The following is an 18527-nucleotide window of genomic DNA, read 5'->3' as shown; positions in this document are numbered from 1 at the left end:
CCGGCAGCCCGCGCCGGCCGGTGCGGGCTGCCCGTCACCGTGCCGTGCGGTTTCGATCCGTGCTGGCGCCGCTTCCCGCCTGTTCCCACATTCCGCGTCAGCGCGCGCTATGATCGTCGCGTGGCACCGGCCACCGTACCCGTGCGTCGTCGTGCGGCACGCGCTGTCAGATCGGCTGCCCGTCGCCGACTAACGATTCCAGGGGCGATCCCGATGCCGCCGCCGTGCTGCGCTGCACGGTGTGTTGCATCCGGTCTCGCCTGTTGCTTGTCCCGTTCGATTGCCGTTCCGTCCAGGAGGCCGTATCGATGAGCACGCTCACCAATTCCCTCAAACAACGCCTGCGTGATGGCGACGATCCGCTGTACGGCCTGTGGCTGTCGCTCGGCAGCGAGTCGGCCGCGGAAGCGCTTGCGCATGCCGGCTACGACTGGCTCTGCATCGACATGGAGCATGCGCCGAACGACAGCCGCGACGTGGCCTCGCAGCTGCGCGCGATCGCGGCCGCCCACCTGCCGAGCGAGCCCGTCGTGCGGGTGCCGGCGCGCGAGCCGTGGCTCGTGAAGCGCGCGCTCGACGCCGGCGCGCGCACGCTGATGTTCCCCGGCATCGAGACGCCCGACGAAGCCGCGCACGCGGTGCGGCTCACGCGCTATCCGTCGCCCGATTCGCCCGACGGGCTGCGCGGCGTCGCGGGCATGGTGCGCGCGGCGGCATTCGGCATGCGCCGCGATTACGTGCAGACGGCGAACGCGCAGGTCGCGGTGATCGTGCAGATCGAATCGGCGCGCGGTGTCGACGAAGTCGAGCGGATCGCGGCGACGCCGGGCATCGACTGCCTGTTCGTCGGCCCGGCCGATCTCGCGGCGAGCCTCGGGCATCTCGGCGACATCCGCCACCCGGACGTCGAAACCGCGATGGCACGCGTGCTGGCGGCCGGCCGGCAGGCCGGCGTCGCGGTCGGCATCTTCGCCGGCGACACGGCGGCCGCGCGCCAGTACCGCGAGGCCGGCTACCGGATGATCACGGTGTCGGCCGACGTGAGCTGGCTGTTGCGCGCGACGCGGCAGGCATTGCAGGAGGTACGGTCATGAACGGCGGCAGCGGTGAATGCGGCGTGCGCGCGCGGATCGGCGTGATGGTCGGCCTGTGGGCCCTGTGTATCGCGGCGGCCGCGCAGGGCACGCCGCAAGCGAAGCCCGATCCGTCGCGCGAGACGCAGTCGGCGGTCGCGGACTACAACGCCGGCGACTATCGCGCGGCGCTGGTGCAGTTCCACGACGCGGCCGAGCGCGGCGATCGTCTCGCGCAATTCAACTACGCGATGATGCTGCTGACAGGCGAGGGCGTGACCGCGAACGTCGACGAAGGGTTGCGCTGGCTGAAGCGCGCGGCCGACGCGAACATGTCGCATGCGCAATACGTGTACGGCCGGATGTTCGACGACGGCGAGTTCGTCGCGCGCGACCCGGCCGAAGCGCATCGCTGGTTCCTGCGGGCGGCGAAGCAGGGGCACGTGCAGGCCGAGCTGTCGCTCGCGAACCAGTTCCTCGACGGGCGCGGCACGCCGCGCGACAACCGGCAGGCGTTCGGGTGGTACAAGCAGGCCGCCGACGCCGGCGAGCCGACCGCGCAGTACGTGACCGCGTCGTTCTACGAGCGCGGCGGCGACGGCGTCGCGCAGAACCTGAACATCGCGCGGGCGTATTACGCGGCGGCGGCCGCGCAGGGCGACGAGACGGCCGGGCTGAAATTCAAGGAGCTGAGCGCGCGGCTGAAGTCGCAGGGGCCGGCACCGGGCGGCGCGGCGGAGCCGGGCGGGCCGCACGCGCCGCCGCCATGAGCGCACGCGGCGTTGTGGTCCGCTCCATGAAAAACGGCGCCCCGGAGCGCCGTTTTCCTCGACCGCGGGGCAGGCCGCGCGGTCAGCTCTTCATCAGCCGCCGCTGCCGCCCGACGCTCATGATCATCCCGATCGCGATGCCGAGCGTCGTGAGCGCCGTGCCGCCGTAACTCATGAACGGCAGCGGCACGCCGACGACCGGCAGCACGCCGCTCACCATCCCGATGTTGACGAACGCGTAGACGAAGAACGCGAGCGTGAGCGAGCCCGCGAGCAGGCGGCCGAACAGCGTCGCGCCTTGCGCGGCGATGTAGAGCCCGCGCGCGATCAGCGCCATGTACAGCGTCAGCAGCACGAGCCCGCCGACGAGCCCCCATTCCTCCGAGAACACCGCGAAGATGAAGTCGGTGTGCTTTTCCGGAATGAATTCGAGGTGCGCCTGCGTGCCTTTCAGATAGCCCTTGCCGAGCACGCCGCCCGAGCCGATCGCGATCACGGCCTGGATCGTGTGGAAGCCCTTGCCCAGCGGGTCGGAGGTCGGGTCGAGCAGCGTGCACACGCGGTGCTTCTGATAATCGTGCATCAGCGGCCACTGCACGTCCGGCTGGCAGATGCGCTCCTCGAACACCGCGATCGAGCCGACCGCGATCACGCCCGCAACGAGCACCGGCACGATCAGCTTGAACGACAGGCCGGCGAGGTAGATCACGAAGAAGCCTGCCGCGAACACGAGCAGGCCCGTGCCGAGGTCGGGCTGCTTCGCGATCAGCCCGACCGGCACCATCAGGATCCCGAACGCGGCGACGAAGTCGTACCAGCGCAGTCCGCCCTCGCGGCGCTGGTAGTACCACGCGAGCATCAGCGGTGTCGCGATCTTGAGGATTTCGGACGGCTGGATCACGACGCCGACGTTCAGCCAGCGCTTCGCGCCCTTCTTGGTCATCCCGAACAGCGCGACCGCAACCAGCAGCGCGACCCCGAACGTATAGAGCGGGACCGCGAAGCGCATCAGCGTGGTCGGCGGAATGTTGGCGATCACCCACATCAGCACGAACGTCAGCAGGATGTTGCGCAGCTGATCCTCGACGCGGCCCGGCATGTCGATCGATGCGCTGTACAGCGTGACGATGCCGACGCACAGCAGCAGGAACACGATGAGGGCGAGCGGGCGGTCGAAGCCCGCGAACATCTGCTTGATCTTGTCGAGCCAGGCGCGCTTGTCGAATTGCATGCCTTTCTCCGTTAATGAGCGGTGCCGGCGTCCGCCGCTTTCGCGGCGGCCGTCGCACGGTGGTTGTCGTCCCGCGGCGCGGCGGCGAGCGGCTGCGCATCGCTGGCGGGCCGGCGCGGCCGGTGCGGGCGCCGGATCGGCGGCAGGCTCGCGGCCCTCGGCGCCGCGGCGCTCGCGTCGGCCGGCTGGGCCGCGCTGGCGGCTGCGTCCGATGCGGCGGCGGCCGAGGCAGCCGATGCCGCATCCGCCGCGCTGGCCGCGGTCGGCACGACCGGCTGCGGCAGCGCCTTGAAGCCGGCCGCGACGGCGGCGGGCTTGGTCGCATCGCCGATCACCGGTGCGCTGATGGGTTCGGTCGCCGACGCGGCGGCCGCCACGGCCGCCGCCTCGTTCTTCGGGTTCTGGCGCTCGACCAGGTAGTAGTCGAGCACGCGGCGTGCGATCGGGCCGGCGGCCTGCGCGCCCCAGCCGCCGTTCTCGACGACCAGCGCGATGGCGATCTGCGGGTGGTCGACCGGCGCGTACGCGATGAACAGCGCGTGGTCGCGCAGGTGCTCGGCGAGCAGGTGGCCCTTGTAGTTCGAGCCCTGCAGCGAGAACACCTGCGCGGTACCGGTCTTGCCGGCCGCGAGGTACGGCGCGCCGCGGAATACCTTGTACGCGGTGCCGGACGGGTTCTCGATCACGTTCTCCATCCCGCGCTTCACGACGTCGATGTCGGCCGCCTTGAGCGGGATCACCTCGCTTTCCTTCGGCACGGTCAGGTGGCGCGCGCGCGTGATCGGATCCTCGACTTCCTTCACGAGGTGAGGCTTCATCACGACGCCGTTGTTCGCGAGCGTCGCGGTCGCGTGAGCGAGCTGCAGGATCGTGAACGAGTTGTAGCCCTGGCCGATCCCGAGGCTGATCGTTTCGCCGTCGAACCACTTCTGCTGCGCGGCCTTCTTGAACGCCTTCTTCTTCCAGTCGGTCGACGGCAGGATCCCGCGCGCCTCGCCCTGGATGTCGATCCCGGTGATCTGGCCGAAGCCGAACGGCTTCATGAAGTTCGCGATCGCGTTCACGCCGAGGTCGCGCGCGAGCATGTAGAAGTAGGTGTCGTTCGACACCATGATCGCCTTGTTCATGTCGACCCAGCCCTGGCCCGAACGCACGTCGTTGCGGAACGTATGGCCGCCGAACGTGAAGTAGCCGGGATCCTGGAAGCCCCAGCCCGGCGTGCGCTTGCCGAGCGTCAGGCCCGCGAGCGCCATGAACGGCTTGTAGGTCGAGCCGGGCGGGTAGGTGCCGTGCAGCGGGCGGTTCAGCAGCGGCTTGTCGGGCGAGTTGTTCAGCTCGTCCCAGGTCTGCTGGTCGATGCCGTCGACGAACGAGTTCGGGTCGAAGCTCGGCGACGACACGAACGCGAGCACGTCGCCCGTTTTCGGCTCGATCGCGACGAGCGCGCCGCGCTTGCCGGCGAACGCCTGCTCGGCGACCTGCTGCAGCCCGATGTCGAGGGACAGCACGAGGTTGTTGCCGGGCGTCGCCTGCGTGCGCGACAGCGTGCGCACCGGCCGGCCGCCGGCCGTCACCTCGACTTCCTCGAAGCCCGTCAGCCCGTGCAGCTCGGTCTCGTAGCTCTGCTCGACGCCGATCTTGCCGATGTAGTCGGTGCCCTTGTAGTTGTTCGCGTCGCGGCGCGGATCGTAGTTTTCCTGGTCGCTGTCGTTGTCGTCGCTCATCGCGTCGATGCGATCCTGGTCGCGCTTAGAGATCCGGCCGATGTAGCCAATCACGTGCGCGGCCGTCATGCCGAGCGGATATTGCCGGAACAGCCGCGCGCGTACGTCGACGCCGGGGAAGCGGAAGCGCTGCGCGGTGAAACGCGCGACTTCCGCGTCGGTGAGCCGCGTGCGGATCGGCAGGCTCTCGAAGTTCTTCGAGTCTTCCTGCAGCTTCTTGAAGCGGCGGCGGTCGCGCGCGTCGATCGGGACGATCTCGGACAGCTTGTCGATCGTGTTGTCGAGCGTGTCGTCGAGCTTCGACGGCGTGATCTCGAGCGTGTACGCCGAATAGTTCTTCGCGAGGATCACGCCGTTGCGGTCGGTGATGATCCCGCGGTTCGGCACGATCGGCGCGACCGAGATGCGGTTCTCCTCGGCCTGCAGCGCGTATTTGCCGTGCTGCATCAGCTGCAGGTAGAAGAAGCGGCTCGCGAGCAGCCCGAAGCAGACGAACACGAACACGCCCGCCGCCGCGACGCGCAGGCGGAACTTCGAGAGCTGCTGTTGGGTGTCGTTGAATTCGGTCATGCGGTTAGGGGCGGTCTGGCCCGCGCGGGCGGGCGAGGTGCCGCCCCTGGGCGCAACGGGCGTGGGAGCGGCGGGTATTCAAGGTCGGTCCGGCTCAGATGGGGCGCGTGTCGTCCGGATCGACCGGGCGGCGTTGCGGCATCAGCAGCAGGTGGCTCGCGATCGGCCACAGCGCGGCTTCGACGAAGCCGTCGACGAGGTAGCGCCAGCCCGGGAACGCCGCGCCCATCAGCAGACGGATCACGAACGGCACGAGCTGCGCGACGACGAGCAGCGGCGTGACATACAGCACCTGCACGCCGATCGGCATCCACAGCACGCGGCGGTGGATCGTGATCGCGCCGTACGACAGCAGCGTATAGGCGAGCGCGTGCTCGCCGAGCAACCCCGCGTCGTGCACGTCCATCAGGATGCCGAGCGCGAACGCGACGCCCATCCCGACCTTGCGCGGCTGATGGATGTTCCAGAACAGCAGCACGAGCGCGACGAAGTCGGGCACGCCGGGCAGGCGGCCCCACGGCATCAGGTTCAGCAGGAACGCGGCGGCGAGGCTGAAGACGATGAAGTACGGATTGACCGGCTGCAGGATGTATTGCGGGCGGTTCATCGCTGGGCTCCTGGTTGCCCGGCCGCGGGCTTCGCGGGCGCGGCGGCCGGCTTGGCCGGAGCGGCGGGCGCCGCCGGTGCAGGCTTCGCGGCCGGCGGGGGCGCGGCGGCCGGCTTCGCGTTCGCGTCGGCTTTCTCGCCCTTCGCGGCGGCTTTCGCGCCCTTCTTGCCCTTCGCGTTCTTGTCGGCGGCCGGATCGGGCTCGGCCGGGCGCGGCGGGATGTCGTTCTGGTAATGCAGCACGAGCATCTGGCGCGCGCCGCGCACGGCGGCGATCGGCGCGCAGGTCACGCGTGCGAATGCGGTATCGGCGAGCTTGTCGACGCGCGCGACCTTCGCGACCGGCAGGCCGGGCGGATAGACGCCGTCGAGGCCGCTCGTGACGAGTTCGTCGCCGGCGACGAGATCCGCGCTCGTCGGCACGAAGCGCAGGTCGAGCGAATCGCCCTTCGGCGTGCCGTAGATCACGCTGCGCAGGCCGGTGCGCAGCACCTGCACGGGAATCGCGAGATCGCGGTCGGTGACCAGCGTGACTTCGGCCTGCAGCGGGAACACGCGCGTGACCTGGCCGATCACGCCGTCCTCGCTGACGACGGGCGAGCCGTTCTGGATGCCCTGTTGCGAGCCTTGCCCGATCACGATCTTCTGCGTGAACGGATCGCTCGTGTCGTACTGGATCTCGACCGGCGTCGATTGCGTCGCGATGTGCTGGCGCAGCTCGAGCACCGCGCGCAGGTGCGCGTTTTCCTGCGTGAGCACGGCGGCCTGGTTGGCCTGCGTGGACAACTGCAGGTTGCGTTTGCGCAGATCGTCGTTCTCGTGGCGCAGCGACGCGCCGGTGACGGCGATGTCGGCCGCGCCCATGAACAGGTCGCGCGGCACGAGTGCCGCGCGCTGCAGCGGATAGAGCACGGTGCCGAGCACGCCGCGCACGATTTCGAGCGTGCTGAAGCGCGCGTCCGACACGAGGAGCGCGATGGCGAGGGCAACGAAGAAGATGAGCCGCGCGAGCGCGGGCGGACCTTGCTTGAAGAGGGGCGGCGGACTGTATTCCATGGTCGGCGCCGGGCGCGTGTGATCGGTTAAATGATGCTCAGACGCGCAAACGGCGCGGCGGTTCGTTCTGAACGAGCGATCCGGCCACGCCGCGGGTGCGTCATGTCAGGGAACTGCCTAGACGATCACTCGTACGAGAAGATGCTGCCCAGCTTGTCCATGCGCTCGAGCGCCATGCCCGAACCGCGCACGACGCAGGTGAGCGGATCTTCGGCGACGAGCACCGGCAGGCCGGTTTCTTCCGCGAGCAGGCGATCGAGGTCGCGCAGCAGCGCGCCGCCGCCCGTCAGCATCATCCCGCGTTCGGCGATGTCGGCGCCGAGTTCCGGCGGCGTCTGCTCGAGCGCGATCTTCACCGACGACACGATCTGGTTCAGCGGATCGGTCAGCGCCTCGAGGATTTCGTTGCTCGAGATCGTGAAGCTGCGCGGAATGCCTTCCGACAGGTTGCGGCCCTTCACTTCCATTTCCTTGACTTCGGAGCCCGGGAACGCGGAGCCGATTTCCTTCTTGATCGCCTCGGCGGTCTGTTCGCCGATCAGCATCCCGTAGTTGCGGCGGATGTAGTTGACGATCGCCTCGTCGAACTTGTCGCCGCCGACGCGCACCGAACCCTTGTACACGATGCCGCCGAGCGAGATCACGCCGACTTCGGTCGTGCCGCCGCCGATGTCGACGACCATCGAGCCGGTGGCTTCCGACACCGGCAGGCCCGCGCCGATCGCGGCCGCCATCGGCTCCTCGATCAGGTAGACCTGCGATGCGCCGGCGCCGTGCGCGGCTTCCTTGATCGCGCGGCGCTCGACCTGGGTCGAGCCGCACGGCACGCAGATGATGATGCGCGGCGACGGCGAGAACATGCGCGATTCATGAGCGGTCTTGATGAACTGCTTGATCATCTGCTCGGTGACGGTGAAGTCGGCGATCACGCCGTCCTTCATCGGGCGGATCGCCTCGATGTTGCCCGGCACCTTGCCGAGCATCTGCTTGGCTTCCTTGCCGACCGCCTGGATCGTCTTCTTGCCGTTGGGGCCGCCTTCCTGGCGGATCGACACGACGGACGGCTCATCGAGGACGATGCCCTTGCCGCGCATGTAGATCAGGGTGTTTGCGGTGCCGAGGTCGATCGCAAGATCGTTGGAGAAGTAGCTGCGCAAAAAACCGAACATTCAGAATCCTGTTTCGCTCTGGGCCGGCCCTGCTTAGCGGACGCTGAGGGCGGCAGCGGAAAAAATAACAGCCTCGGGAAGCGTGGCGGAAGCGGCCGCCGCGGCGCACGAAGCTGCGAGTGATGTCTACCGGGGATCGCACGAAGCACGCACGGCTTGCCGAAGCGGGGCGAAACGGTGCGGGAAAAGGCTGCCGGGTTTGGGTCGAACGCGTAATGATACCTTATAATTTCACGGTATTTGAATCGAAACGGGCGGTATTTTTGCCGCTTCGGCCCCGATTTTTGAGGGTGGGATCGCACCCTCCAACCCCCCGCCGCAGCGCTGCTTTCGATGCGCTGCGCAGCCTTGTTTTTCCGGTGATCGCATGGCCCTGACCCTGACCGATGTGAAACGCATCGCGCACCTCGCGCGACTCGAAATGGCCGACGCCGACGCCGAGCACATGCTCGGCCAGCTCAATGAATTCTTCGGGCTCGTCGAGCAGATGCAGGCGGTCGACACCGCCGGCATCGCGCCGCTCGCCCACCCGATCGAACAGATCCAGCAAGTCGCGCAGCGCCTGCGCGACGACGCCGTGACGGAAGTCGTCAATCGCGACGACAACCAGCGTCCGGCGCCGGCCGTCCAGGACGGCCTCTACCTCGTGCCGAAGGTGATCGAGTAAGCATTCGATGACAAGCGCGCCGGCCGCCCTGCGCCGCGCGCCACCCAGAATTCCCAGGAAAACCACTCAATGCACGCAAAAAGCCTCACCGAACTGCGCGCCGCGCTCGCCGCCAAGGAGTGCTCGGCCGTCGAGCTCGCGCAGCTCTACCTGAAGCGGATCGACGCCGCACGCGACCTGAACGCGTTCGTCCAGGTCGACGCCGACCTGACCCTCGCGCAGGCGAAAGCCGCCGACGCGGAACTCGCGCGCGGCGCGGGCGGCGCGCTCACCGGCCTGCCGATCGCGCACAAGGACGTCTTCGTCACGCGCGGCTGGCGCTCGACCGCCGGCTCGAAGATGCTCGCGAACTACGAGAGCCCGTTCGACGCGACCGTCGTCGCCCGCCTGCAGGCGGCCGGCATGGTCACGCTCGGCAAGACCAACATGGACGAGTTCGCGATGGGCTCGTCGAACGAGAATTCCGCGCTCGGCGCGGTGAAGAACCCGTGGGACACGAACGCCGTGCCGGGCGGCAGCTCGGGCGGCAGCTCGGCCGCCGTCGCCGCGCGCCTCGCACCGGCGGCAACCGGCACCGACACCGGCGGCTCGATCCGCCAGCCCGCGTCGTTCGCGGGCGTGACGGGCATCAAGCCGACCTACGGCCGCGTGTCGCGCTACGGGATGATCGCGTTCGCGTCGTCGCTCGACCAGGGCGGCCCGATGGCGCAGAGCGCGTCCGACTGCGCGCTGCTGCTGAACGGGATGGCCGGCTTCGACGAGCGCGACTCGACGAGCCTCGAGCGCGACGACGAGGATTTCACGCGCCACCTCGGCCAGCCGTGGGCGGCCGGCAACGATGCGGGCAAGCCGCTCGCGGGCCTGCGTATCGGCCTGCCGAACGAGTATTTCGGCGACGGCCTCGCCGACGACGTGCGCGCGGCGATCGACGCGGCGCTGAAGCAGTATGAGGCGCTCGGCGCGACGCTCGTGCCGGTGTCGCTGCCGAAGACGGAACTGTCGATCCCCGTGTACTACGTGATCGCGCCGGCGGAAGCGTCGTCGAACCTGTCGCGTTTCGACGGCGTGCGTTTCGGCCATCGTGCCGCGCAGTACGGCGACCTGCTCGACATGTACAAGAAGTCGCGTGCCGAAGGCTTCGGCCCCGAGGTGAAGCGCCGCATCCTGGTCGGCACGTACGTGCTGTCGCACGGCTACTACGACGCGTACTACCTGCAGGCGCAGAAGATCCGCCGCATCATCGCGAACGATTTCCAGGAAGCGTTCAAGACCTGCGACGTGATCATGGGCCCGGCGTCGCCGACGGTCGCATGGGATCTCGGCGCGAAGGGCGACGATCCGGTGCAGATGTATCTCGCGGACATCTACACGCTGTCGGTGAGCCTCGCCGGTCTTCCCGGCATGAGCGTGCCGTGCGGCTTCGGCGCGGGCGCGAACGCGAAGCGCCCGGTCGGCCTGCAGATCATCGGCAACTATTTCAACGAAGCCCGGATGCTGCAGGTCGCCGACGCGTTCCAGCGCGCGACCGACTGGCACAAGCAAGTTCCGGCAGGGGTGTAAGCAATGGCTACTCAATGGGAAGTCGTCATCGGTCTCGAGACGCACGCGCAACTGTCGACCGTCTCGAAGATTTTCTCGGGCGCGTCGACGCAGTTCGGCGCCGAGCCGAACACGCAGGCCTGCCCGGTCGACCTGGCGCTGCCGGGCGTGCTGCCGGTGCTGAACCGCGGTGCGGTCGAGCGGGCGATCCGCTTCGGCCTCGCGATCGGCTCGACCATCGCGCCGCGCAGCATCTTCGCGCGCAAGAATTATTTCTACCCCGATCTGCCGAAGGGTTATCAGATCAGCCAGTACGAGATTCCGGTCGTGCAGGGCGGCCGGATCACGATCCAGGTGCCCGCCAACGAGAAGGCCGGCAAGCCGGCCTACGAGAAGACGGTCAACCTGACCCGTGCGCATCTCGAGGAAGATGCGGGCAAGTCGCTGCATGAGGACTTCGCCGGGATGACGGGGATCGACCTGAACCGCGCGGGCACGCCGCTGCTCGAGATCGTCACCGAGCCGGAAATGCGCAGCGCGGCCGAGGCCGTCGCGTACGCGAAGGCGCTGCACGGGCTCGTCGTGTGGCTCGGCATCTGCGACGGCAACATGCAGGAAGGCTCGTTCCGCTGCGATGCGAACGTGTCGGTACGCCCGGTCGGCCAGGAGAAGTTCGGCACGCGCGCGGAAATCAAGAACCTGAACTCGTTCCGGTTCCTCGAGGAAGCGATCAACTATGAAGTGCGTCGCCAGATCGAGCTGATCGAGGACGGCGGCGAGGTCGTGCAGGAAACGCGCCTCTACGATCCGGACAAGCGCGAGACGCGTTCGATGCGCAGCAAGGAAGACGCGCACGACTACCGCTACTTCCCCGACCCCGACCTGATGCCGCTCGTGATCGGCCAGGACTGGATCGAGCGCGTGCAGTCCGGGATGCCCGAGCTGCCGGCCGCGATGCAGCAGCGCTTCGCCGACGAGTACGGCGTGTCCGCGTACGACGCGGGCGTGCTGACGTCGAGCAAGGCGATGGCCGCGTATTTCGAGTCGGTGGTCGCGAAGGCCGGCGCGGCGAACGCGAAGACCGTCGCGAACTGGCTGATGGGCGACGTGTCGTCGCAGCTGAACCGCGACGGCATCGAGATCGACGCGATCCCCGTGTCGGCCGCGCAGCTCGCGCTGTTGCTGCAGCGCATCGCCGACGGCACGATCTCGAACAAGATCGCGAAGGAAATCTTCGCGACGATCTGGGACGAGAAGGCGACCGACGAAGGCGCGGCCGACCGCATCATCGACGCGAAGGGGCTCAAGCAGATCTCCGATACCGGCGCGCTGGAAGCGATCATCGACGACGTGCTCGCGGCGAACGCGAAGTCGGTCGAGGAATTCCGCGCGGGCAAGGAAAAGGCGTTCAACGCGCTGATCGGCCAGGCGATGAAGGCGACCAAGGGCAAGGCCAATCCGCAGCAGGTCAACGAACTGCTGAAGAAGAAGCTCGGCTGAGCATGACCGCGCGCCTGAACCGCGCTTGACGACGGGCCGCCTCGAACCAGTTCGGGGCGGCCCGTTGCGTTTGGCGGATGCGTTATCGTATGCGCCACACCGTCCAACGGAGGAACGAATGGCGAAACAACCGTCTCTCGACGATTTCCGCGTGCCTGAATTCACGCGCGAGAAGGAAGCCGCCGCATTCAAGCTCGATGCGTTCGACCCGGCCGCGAAGCCGTTTTCGTCCGGCTCGAAGGACGCCGACCGCGAACGGCTGTCGGCCGTGTCGACCGAGCTCGACGTCCAGCAGGAGCGCCTGCACACGCAGCAGAAGAAGCGTGTGCTGCTCGTGCTGCAGGGGATGGACACCAGCGGCAAGGACGGCACCGTGCGCGCGGTGTTCCGCGAGGTCGACCCGCTCGGCCTGCGCGTCGTGTCGTTCAAGGCGCCCACGCCGATCGAGGCCGCGCACGATTTCCTGTGGCGCGTGCACGCGCAGGTGCCGGCCGCGGGCGAGCTCGCGATCTTCAACCGCAGCCACTATGAAGACGTGCTGGTGCCGCGCGTGCTCGACGCGATCGACAGCAAGGAATGCGAGCGCCGCTACCGGCAGATCCGCGATTTCGAGACGATGCTGCACGAAAACGGCACGACGATCGTCAAGTGCTTCCTGCACATCTCGAAGGACGAGCAGCGCGCGCGGCTGCAGGCGCGCATCGACGATCCGACCAAGCACTGGAAGTTCGACATCGCCGATCTCGATGCGCGCAAGCATTGGGACGCCTACCAGTCCGCGTACCGCGACGCGCTCGCCGCGACGTCGGTCGAGCATGCGCCGTGGTACGTGATCCCCGCGAACTCGAAGACGCACCGCAACGTGATGATCGCCGAGCTGCTGCTGCGCACGATGACCGACATGAAGCTGGAATTCCCGCCGCCGAAGCCCGAGCTCGAAGGCGTGAAGATCCGTTAAGCTGCCACCCTGTAAAAACATCGAACTGAACGGAACCCGACATGATGCGAGTGATTACCGCCAACCTGAACGGCATCCGCTCCGCCGCGAAGAAGGGCTTCTTCGACTGGCTCGGCGAACAGAATGCCGATTGCGTGTGCGTGCAGGAAATCAAGGTATCGGCCGACGACCTGCCGGCCGAATTCGTCGAGCCGCACGGCTTCAAGAGCTATTTCCACCACGCCGAGAAGAAGGGCTACAGCGGCGCGGGCGTGTACAGCCGCCGCGAACCCGATGACGTGATCATCGGCTTCGGCAGCAGCGAATTCGATGCCGAAGGGCGCTACGTCGAGGCGCGCTACGGCAAGCTGTCGGTCGTGTCGGTGTACGTGCCGTCCGGTTCGAGCGGCGAGGAGCGCCAGCAGGCGAAGTACCGCTTCATGGACGAATTCATGCCGCACCTCGCGCAGCTCAAGAAGAAGCGCGAGGTGATCCTGTGCGGCGACGTGAACATCGTCCACAAGGAAATCGACATCAAGAACTGGAAGAGCAACCAGAAGAACTCGGGTTGCCTGCCGGAAGAGCGTGAATGGCTCACGAAGCTGTTCGACGACGTCGGTTATGTCGACGTGTTCCGCACGCTCGACCCGCGTCCCGAGCAGTACACGTGGTGGAGCAATCGCGGCCAGGCGTACGCGAAGAACGTCGGGTGGCGGATCGACTACCAGATCGCGACGCCGGGCGTGGCCGGTACCGCGAAACGCACGTCGATCTTCAAGGACATCAAGTTCAGCGATCACGCGCCGCTGACGATCGACTACGACTACGCGAAGTGATTGCCGGCGCTGCGCCGCGTGCGCAGTCGCCGAATGCGAAACGGGCCGCATGTCGAACATGCGGCCCGTTTCGTTTGAGGCGGGGCTTACTGCTTGATCGACGCCATGTCGATCACGAAGCGGTACTTCACGTCGCTCTTCAGCATCCGCTCGTAAGCGGCATTGATCTGCTGCATCGGAATCGTCTCGATATCCGACGTGATCCCGTGCTGCGCGCAGAAGTCGAGCATTTCCTGCGTTTCCGCGATCCCGCCGATCAGCGAGCCCGCGAGGCGGCGGCGCTTGAAGATCAGGTTGAACACCTGCGGCGACGGGTGATCGTGTTCCGGCGCGCCGACGAGCGTCATCGTGCCGTCGCGCTTCAGCAGGTGCAGGAACGGGTTCAGGTCGTGCTGCGCGGCGACCGTGTTCAGGATGAAGTCGAAGCTGTTCAGGTGCGCGTTCATCTGCGCTTCGTCCTTCGAGATCACGACTTCGTGCGCGCCGACGCGCTTGCCGTCCTCGATCTTCGACGGCGACGTCGTGAACAGCACGACGTGCGCGCCCATCGCGCGCGCCAGCTTCACGCCCATGTGGCCGAGGCCGCCGAGCCCGACGATGCCGACCTTCTTGCCGGGGCCGACGTTCCACTGCCGCAGCGGCGAGTAGGTCGTGATCCCCGCGCACAGGAGCGGCGCGGCGCCGGCCGGGTCGAGCGTGTCCGGCACGCGCAGCACGAACGCCTCGTCGACGACGAGTTGCGTCGAATAGCCGCCGTACGTGACGTCGCCCGTCACGCGATCCTGGCCGTTGTAGGTGCCGACGAAGCCGTTCTCGCAATACTGCTCGAGCCCTTCGGCGCAGCTCGGGCAGGTGCGGCACGAATCGACGAGGCAGCCGACGCCGACCAGCTCGCCGACCTTGAAGCGCGAGACCTGCGGGCCGGTCGCCGTCACGCGGCCGACGATCTCATGACCCGGCACGACCGGGTACATCGTGTTGCGCCATTCGTTGCGCGCCTGGTGCAGGTCCGAGTGGCAGACGCCGCAGTAGAGGACGTCGATCTGGACGTCGAGGTCGCGCAGCGCGCGACGCTGGAATTCGAACGGGGCGAGCGGCGACTGCGAATCGGTCGCCGCGTAGGCATAGGTAGTGCTCATGCGATGGGCTCCTTGTCCGGAACGGATCCGGCGAAACAGACTGCCGTCGCATCATGTGGCGATGCGGCGAGGCAGGACGTCATCGTAAGGATCGCGGCGCGCCGGCGAAATACACGAAGGTCTCGAAGATTTGCCTATTCCTCTTGAACTGCACGCGAACAGCCGTCAAAACGCGTGCAGGCTGCTACATTGCAAGCCAGATTCTCTTGCCGCGCAGGACCACGCCGATGAGCTTCCAACCCCTTTTGGCCGACGCGGGCGACCGCGTGCAGCGCCGCATGATCGAGCTGCACACGCATCTCGCGCCGAACGAGGGCGATACGCTCGCGGCGCTCGACGGCGTGCGCCTGATCCGCGTGAGCCGTCCCGTGCCGCGCCTGCCCGTGCTGTACGAACCGAGCATCATCGTCGTGTGCCAGGGGCGCAAGCTCGGCTATCTCGGCGACCGCTCGTTCGTCTACGACGCGCAGCAGTACCTGGTGCTGTCGGTGCCGCTGCCGTTCGAATGCGAGACCTTCGCGAGCATGGACGAGCCGTTTCTCGCGATCTCGATCCGCGTCGACCTCGCGGTGATCGCCGAGCTCGCGATCCTGCTCGACGAGACGCTCGGCGCGGCCGTCAGCGAACCGCTCGGCGTCTATTCGACGCCGCTCGACGCGCCGCTGGCCGACGCGGTCGTGCGGCTGCTCGAAGCGCTCGCATCGCCGCACGACACGCGCGTGCTGGGGCCCGCGATCATGCGCGAGATCGCCTATCGCGTGCTGACGGGCGAGCAGGGCGACGCGATGCGCGCGGCGCTCGTGCAGCAGCATCACTTCGGCCGTATCGCGAAGGCGCTGCGGCGCATCCATGCGGAACTGAACGCCGACCTCGACGTCGAGACGCTCGCGCGCGAGGCCGGAATGAGCCTCGCGGTGTTCCACGCGCAGTTCAAGCACGTGACGGCGACGTCGCCGATGCAGTACGTGAAGGCGGCGCGGCTGCACCAGGCGCGGCTGATGATGGTGCAGGACGGGATGGGCGCCGGCACGGCGGCCGCGCGCGTCGGTTATGCGAGCGCGTCGCAGTTCAGCCGCGAGTTCAAGCGGCTGTTCGGCCGCAGCCCCGGTGACGAGGTGCGCTGGATGCGTGAAAGCGGGGTCCGCCCGGTCGCGACCGGGGTGGACGCGTAGCGTTCGGCGTTACCCGGCGGCGCGCCGGACGACCTTGCGCCGTTGCGCGCTGATGCCCGCATAGTCGGGCAGCGCGTCGACCCGCTTGCCGATCGCCTTCGCATACAGCGGAATCAGGTCGGGCAGCCGGTTCAGCAGGTCCTGGCGTCGCGCGGTGCTGTACGGGTGCGTGTAGATGAAGCCCGTCGCCTTGTTCGCGCGCGTCGCGACCGCGAGCTTGTCCCACAGCGTGATCGCGGCGCGCGGATCGAAGCCCGCGCGTGCGGCGATGTCGCCGCCGATCACGTCGGCTTCGGTCTCGTCGGTCGGCTCGTAGTGAAGCGACTGCAGGCGCTCGCCGAGATTCAGCGCCTGCGGCAGCGGATCGCCGACGCCGAACAGCGGCGGCAGCGCGGCCGCCCGCAGCGACGTCTGCGACGTCGCGCTGAAGTTGCTGCGCGCGTGTTCGCGCAGCGCGTGCGCGATGCCGTGCGCGAGCAGCACGCCGAGCTCGTCGTCGTTCAGGCGGATGCGGTCGAGCATGCCGCCGTACACGAGCACCTTGCCGCCCGGCAGGCAGGTCAGGCGGATGTCGCGCGAGCGGATCGCGTTGACGTCCCAGGCCCAGCTCTTCACGCGGTCGTTCCACTTCACCGAATACGGCGCGAGCTTCGCGACGATCGCGCGCAGGCGTTTCACGCGCGGCTGGTTCGCGGGCAGCAGCCGGTTGCTGTCGGCGGCCGTCTGCACGATCTGCGCATATTCGTTCGCGGTGAGCTGTTCGAGCAGCGGCGACGGGATCAGCGTGCGGAACGCGATCGCGTTGCCGTAGCGGACCTGCTGCTGAGGCGTTTGCGCATACGCCTTCGCCGGCGCGGCGGCGCCGGTCGGCTGCGCGGCTTCGGCGGCGGACGGCGCCACGGGCGCGGCGGAAGTCGCCGGCGCGGGCGGTGCGGCGGGCCCGGAGCCCGCCGCGGTCGCGGCGGCGTCGGATGCGTGCGCGAACGACGCCGCAAGTGCCGCGGCGCCGATGCTCAGCGAGGCCGCCGCGCGCGCGACGCGGTGCAGGCGGTCACTGCGCACGGCTGGCCTCGCCGTTGCGGGCGGTACCGTTCCACGGCGCGATCTTGAACAGCAGCAGCATGCCGGGAATCGCGAGCGCGGTACACACGATGAAGTAGTCGAACCAGCCGATCTTCGCGACGATGAAGCCGCTCGCGGCCGACGCGAGCGTGCGCGGCACCGACGCGAGGCTCGTGAACAGCGCGAACTGCGTGGCCGTGTAGCGCGGGTCGGTCGTGCTCGCGATATAGGCGACGAACGCGGCCATCGTCAGGCCCGTCGTGAAGGTTTCGAACCCGTAGACGATCGCGAGCGCGACCGTCATCGGGCTGAATTGCGGCGCGACGGCGATGCCGAACACCGACAGCGCCGATGCGATCGCATGGCTCGTCGAGACGGTGAAGTCGTACAGCATCGCGAGTACCGGCGAGCCGGGGCCGAGCTGCGCGAGCCACGCGAAGCCGAGCGTCGACACCATCTGCAGCGCGCCGAAGATCCACAGCCCGCGACCGATGCCGATCTTCACGAGCCAGATGCCGCCGATGATGCCGCCGGCGACGCTCGCGACGAGCGCGGTGGTCTTCGCGACAATGCCGATCTCGGTGCGCGAGAAGCCGATGTCGAGGAAGAACGACGTCGACAGCGTGGTGGCCATCGTGTCGCCGATCTTGAACAGGAAGATGAACGCGATGACGAGCAGCGCGCCGGCCCAGCCGTCGCGCTGGATGAATTCGCGGAACGGCAGCACGATCGCGTCGCGCAGGTTGCGCGGCGGCGTGCCGACCACTTCGGGCTCGCGCACGAGCAGCGTCATCAGGATGCCCGGCAGCATGAACGCGCCGGTGAGCGCGAACACCGCGTCCCACGGCATGTGGTCGGACAGGATCAGCGCCAGCGAGCCGGGGATCAGCGCGGCGAGCTTGTACGCGTTCACGTGCACCGCGTTGCCGAGGCCCTGCTCGGTGTCGCGCAGCAGCTCGCGGCGGTACGCGTCGATCACGATGTCGGAGCTCGCGCCGAAGAACGCGACGAGCGTCGTGAGCGCGGCGACCGTCCAGATCGAGTCGCGCGGCGACACGAAGCCGAGCGCGGCGATCGCGCCGGCGACCAGCACCTGCGTGAGCAGCATCCAGCCGCGCCGGCGGCCCGGCCGCCAGCCGGGCAGGCGCGGGATGTAGCGGTCCATCAGCGGCGCCCACAGGAACTTCCACGTATACGGGAACTGGATCAGCGCGAACAGGCCGATTTCCTTCAGGTTCACGCCCTCGGAGCGCAGCCATGCCTGCACCAGGTAGACGAGCGTGAAGAGGGGCAGGCCTGACGTGAAGCCGAGGAACACGCAGATCAGCATGTGCGTGTTCAGATAGGCTCGCCAGCCGGGGTGATCCTCGTGAGCGGTGAGTGCGGGCGCCTCGTGTGGCGTTTTCGACATGGACTGGAACTGGGTAGCGTTGACTGATTGCGGCGGCAGCGCGCGGCGGGGGCGGCGCGGGCCGG

At 68.0% G+C, this 18527-nt stretch carries 16 protein-coding genes; 8 read left to right on the top strand and 8 right to left on the bottom strand.

What is annotated here, in order from left to right:
• Positions 1-308 precede the first annotated feature (308 nt).
• Positions 309-1094: an HpcH/HpaI aldolase/citrate lyase family protein gene (locus VXM69_RS18725; RefSeq protein WP_034190232.1), complete on the top strand. Its 786-nt coding sequence runs from the start codon at positions 309-311 to the stop codon at positions 1092-1094.
• The gene (locus VXM69_RS18720) at positions 1091-1843 is read left to right on the top strand and encodes a tetratricopeptide repeat protein (protein ID WP_034190233.1); all 753 of its coding nucleotides are present in this window, start codon (positions 1091-1093) and stop codon (positions 1841-1843) included. The genes VXM69_RS18725 and VXM69_RS18720 overlap by 4 nt, the downstream gene beginning before the upstream one ends.
• Before the next feature lie 82 nt (positions 1844-1925).
• On the opposite strand, the gene rodA is transcribed toward VXM69_RS18720, so the two are convergent.
• The 5 genes from rodA to VXM69_RS18695 all read right to left on the bottom strand — a co-directional run bounded on the left by rodA (position 1926) and on the right by VXM69_RS18695 (position 8199).
• Positions 1926-3074, bottom strand: a complete 1149-nt coding sequence (gene rodA / locus VXM69_RS18715) for a rod shape-determining protein RodA (RefSeq protein WP_049028978.1) — start codon at positions 3072-3074, stop codon at positions 1926-1928.
• Positions 3075-3085: 11 nt separating this feature from the next.
• Entirely contained in the window at positions 3086-5368 is a 2283-nt protein-coding gene (mrdA, locus tag VXM69_RS18710; protein WP_343727680.1) for a penicillin-binding protein 2, read from the bottom strand.
• 94 nt (positions 5369-5462) lie between these two features.
• Positions 5463-5975, bottom strand: coding sequence for a rod shape-determining protein MreD (mreD, locus tag VXM69_RS18705; RefSeq protein WP_006482567.1), 513 nt, complete (start codon positions 5973-5975; stop codon positions 5463-5465).
• Positions 5972-7030 (bottom strand): rod shape-determining protein MreC, encoded by a 1059-nt coding sequence (gene mreC, locus VXM69_RS18700; RefSeq protein WP_343727679.1) that lies wholly within the window; start codon positions 7028-7030, stop codon positions 5972-5974. The genes mreD and mreC overlap by 4 nt, the downstream gene beginning before the upstream one ends.
• A 125-nt stretch (positions 7031-7155) precedes the next feature.
• Positions 7156-8199 (bottom strand): rod shape-determining protein, encoded by a 1044-nt coding sequence (locus VXM69_RS18695; RefSeq protein ID WP_004189550.1) that lies wholly within the window; start codon positions 8197-8199, stop codon positions 7156-7158.
• A gap of 367 nt (positions 8200-8566) precedes the next feature.
• Here VXM69_RS18695 and gatC point away from each other — a divergent pair, with 367 nt between their 5' ends.
• The 5 genes from gatC to VXM69_RS18670 all read left to right on the top strand — a co-directional run bounded on the left by gatC (position 8567) and on the right by VXM69_RS18670 (position 13678).
• On the top strand, positions 8567-8866 hold the full coding sequence (gene gatC, locus VXM69_RS18690; protein ID WP_034190237.1) for an Asp-tRNA(Asn)/Glu-tRNA(Gln) amidotransferase subunit GatC: 300 nt from the start codon (positions 8567-8569) through the stop codon (positions 8864-8866).
• A 69-nt stretch (positions 8867-8935) separates the two neighbouring features.
• The gene (gene gatA, locus VXM69_RS18685) at positions 8936-10426 is read left to right on the top strand and encodes an Asp-tRNA(Asn)/Glu-tRNA(Gln) amidotransferase subunit GatA (RefSeq protein WP_367189998.1); all 1491 of its coding nucleotides are present in this window, start codon (positions 8936-8938) and stop codon (positions 10424-10426) included.
• A gap of 3 nt (positions 10427-10429) precedes the next feature.
• Positions 10430-11905, top strand: coding sequence for an Asp-tRNA(Asn)/Glu-tRNA(Gln) amidotransferase subunit GatB (gene gatB / locus VXM69_RS18680; RefSeq protein ID WP_034190239.1), 1476 nt, complete (start codon positions 10430-10432; stop codon positions 11903-11905).
• Positions 11906-12023: 118 nt separating this feature from the next.
• On the top strand, positions 12024-12863 hold the full coding sequence (locus tag VXM69_RS18675; RefSeq protein WP_124609236.1) for a polyphosphate kinase 2 family protein: 840 nt from the start codon (positions 12024-12026) through the stop codon (positions 12861-12863).
• Between the two features lie 41 nt (positions 12864-12904).
• Positions 12905-13678, top strand: a complete 774-nt coding sequence (locus VXM69_RS18670; RefSeq protein WP_034190241.1) for an exodeoxyribonuclease III — start codon at positions 12905-12907, stop codon at positions 13676-13678.
• A gap of 86 nt (positions 13679-13764) precedes the next feature.
• On the opposite strand, the gene VXM69_RS18665 is transcribed toward VXM69_RS18670, so the two are convergent.
• The gene (locus tag VXM69_RS18665; protein WP_367189997.1) at positions 13765-14817 is read right to left on the bottom strand and encodes an NAD(P)-dependent alcohol dehydrogenase; all 1053 of its coding nucleotides are present in this window, start codon (positions 14815-14817) and stop codon (positions 13765-13767) included.
• A gap of 227 nt (positions 14818-15044) precedes the next feature.
• Here VXM69_RS18665 and VXM69_RS18660 point away from each other — a divergent pair, with 227 nt between their 5' ends.
• Entirely contained in the window at positions 15045-15989 is a 945-nt protein-coding gene (locus VXM69_RS18660) for an AraC family transcriptional regulator (protein WP_034190243.1), read from the top strand.
• A 9-nt stretch (positions 15990-15998) separates the two neighbouring features.
• Here the strand turns inward: VXM69_RS18660 and VXM69_RS18655 are convergent, their stop codons facing one another.
• Complete coding sequence (locus VXM69_RS18655) at positions 15999-17051, bottom strand: M48 family metallopeptidase (protein ID WP_069706568.1); 1053 nt, start codon at positions 17049-17051, stop codon at positions 15999-16001.
• Positions 17041-18462: an AmpG family muropeptide MFS transporter gene (locus VXM69_RS18650; protein ID WP_059561492.1), complete on the bottom strand. Its 1422-nt coding sequence runs from the start codon at positions 18460-18462 to the stop codon at positions 17041-17043. Before VXM69_RS18650 ends, VXM69_RS18655 begins: the two co-directional genes overlap by 11 nt.
• Positions 18463-18527 lie beyond the last annotated feature (65 nt).

Source organism: Burkholderia sp. Ed8 (genome assembly GCF_040761425.1).
GTDB lineage: Bacteria > Pseudomonadota > Gammaproteobacteria > Burkholderiales > Burkholderiaceae > Burkholderia > Burkholderia seminalis.
The sequence above is the reverse complement of the archived record's forward strand: the minus strand, read 5'-3'. Positions and strand labels throughout refer to the sequence as shown.

Coding starts and splice junctions, on each gene's coding strand:
- VXM69_RS18665 (WP_367189997.1), bottom strand. CDS start 14,817: ATGAGCACTACCTATGCCTACGCGGCGACCGATTCGCAGTCGCCGCTC.
- VXM69_RS18725 (WP_034190232.1), top strand. CDS start 309: ATGAGCACGCTCACCAATTCCCTCAAACAACGCCTGCGTGATGGCGAC.
- VXM69_RS18660 (WP_034190243.1), top strand. CDS start 15,045: ATGAGCTTCCAACCCCTTTTGGCCGACGCGGGCGACCGCGTGCAGCGC.
- rodA (WP_049028978.1), bottom strand. CDS start 3,074: ATGCAATTCGACAAGCGCGCCTGGCTCGACAAGATCAAGCAGATGTTC.
- VXM69_RS18675 (WP_124609236.1), top strand. CDS start 12,024: ATGGCGAAACAACCGTCTCTCGACGATTTCCGCGTGCCTGAATTCACG.
- VXM69_RS18720 (WP_034190233.1), top strand. CDS start 1,091: ATGAACGGCGGCAGCGGTGAATGCGGCGTGCGCGCGCGGATCGGCGTG.
- VXM69_RS18695 (WP_004189550.1), bottom strand. CDS start 8,199: ATGTTCGGTTTTTTGCGCAGCTACTTCTCCAACGATCTTGCGATCGAC.
- gatC (WP_034190237.1), top strand. CDS start 8,567: ATGGCCCTGACCCTGACCGATGTGAAACGCATCGCGCACCTCGCGCGA.
- VXM69_RS18670 (WP_034190241.1), top strand. CDS start 12,905: ATGATGCGAGTGATTACCGCCAACCTGAACGGCATCCGCTCCGCCGCG.
- mrdA (WP_343727680.1), bottom strand. CDS start 5,368: ATGACCGAATTCAACGACACCCAACAGCAGCTCTCGAAGTTCCGCCTG.
- gatB (WP_034190239.1), top strand. CDS start 10,430: ATGGCTACTCAATGGGAAGTCGTCATCGGTCTCGAGACGCACGCGCAA.
- mreC (WP_343727679.1), bottom strand. CDS start 7,030: ATGGAATACAGTCCGCCGCCCCTCTTCAAGCAAGGTCCGCCCGCGCTC.
- gatA (WP_367189998.1), top strand. CDS start 8,936: ATGCACGCAAAAAGCCTCACCGAACTGCGCGCCGCGCTCGCCGCCAAG.
- VXM69_RS18650 (WP_059561492.1), bottom strand. CDS start 18,462: ATGTCGAAAACGCCACACGAGGCGCCCGCACTCACCGCTCACGAGGAT.
- mreD (WP_006482567.1), bottom strand. CDS start 5,975: ATGAACCGCCCGCAATACATCCTGCAGCCGGTCAATCCGTACTTCATC.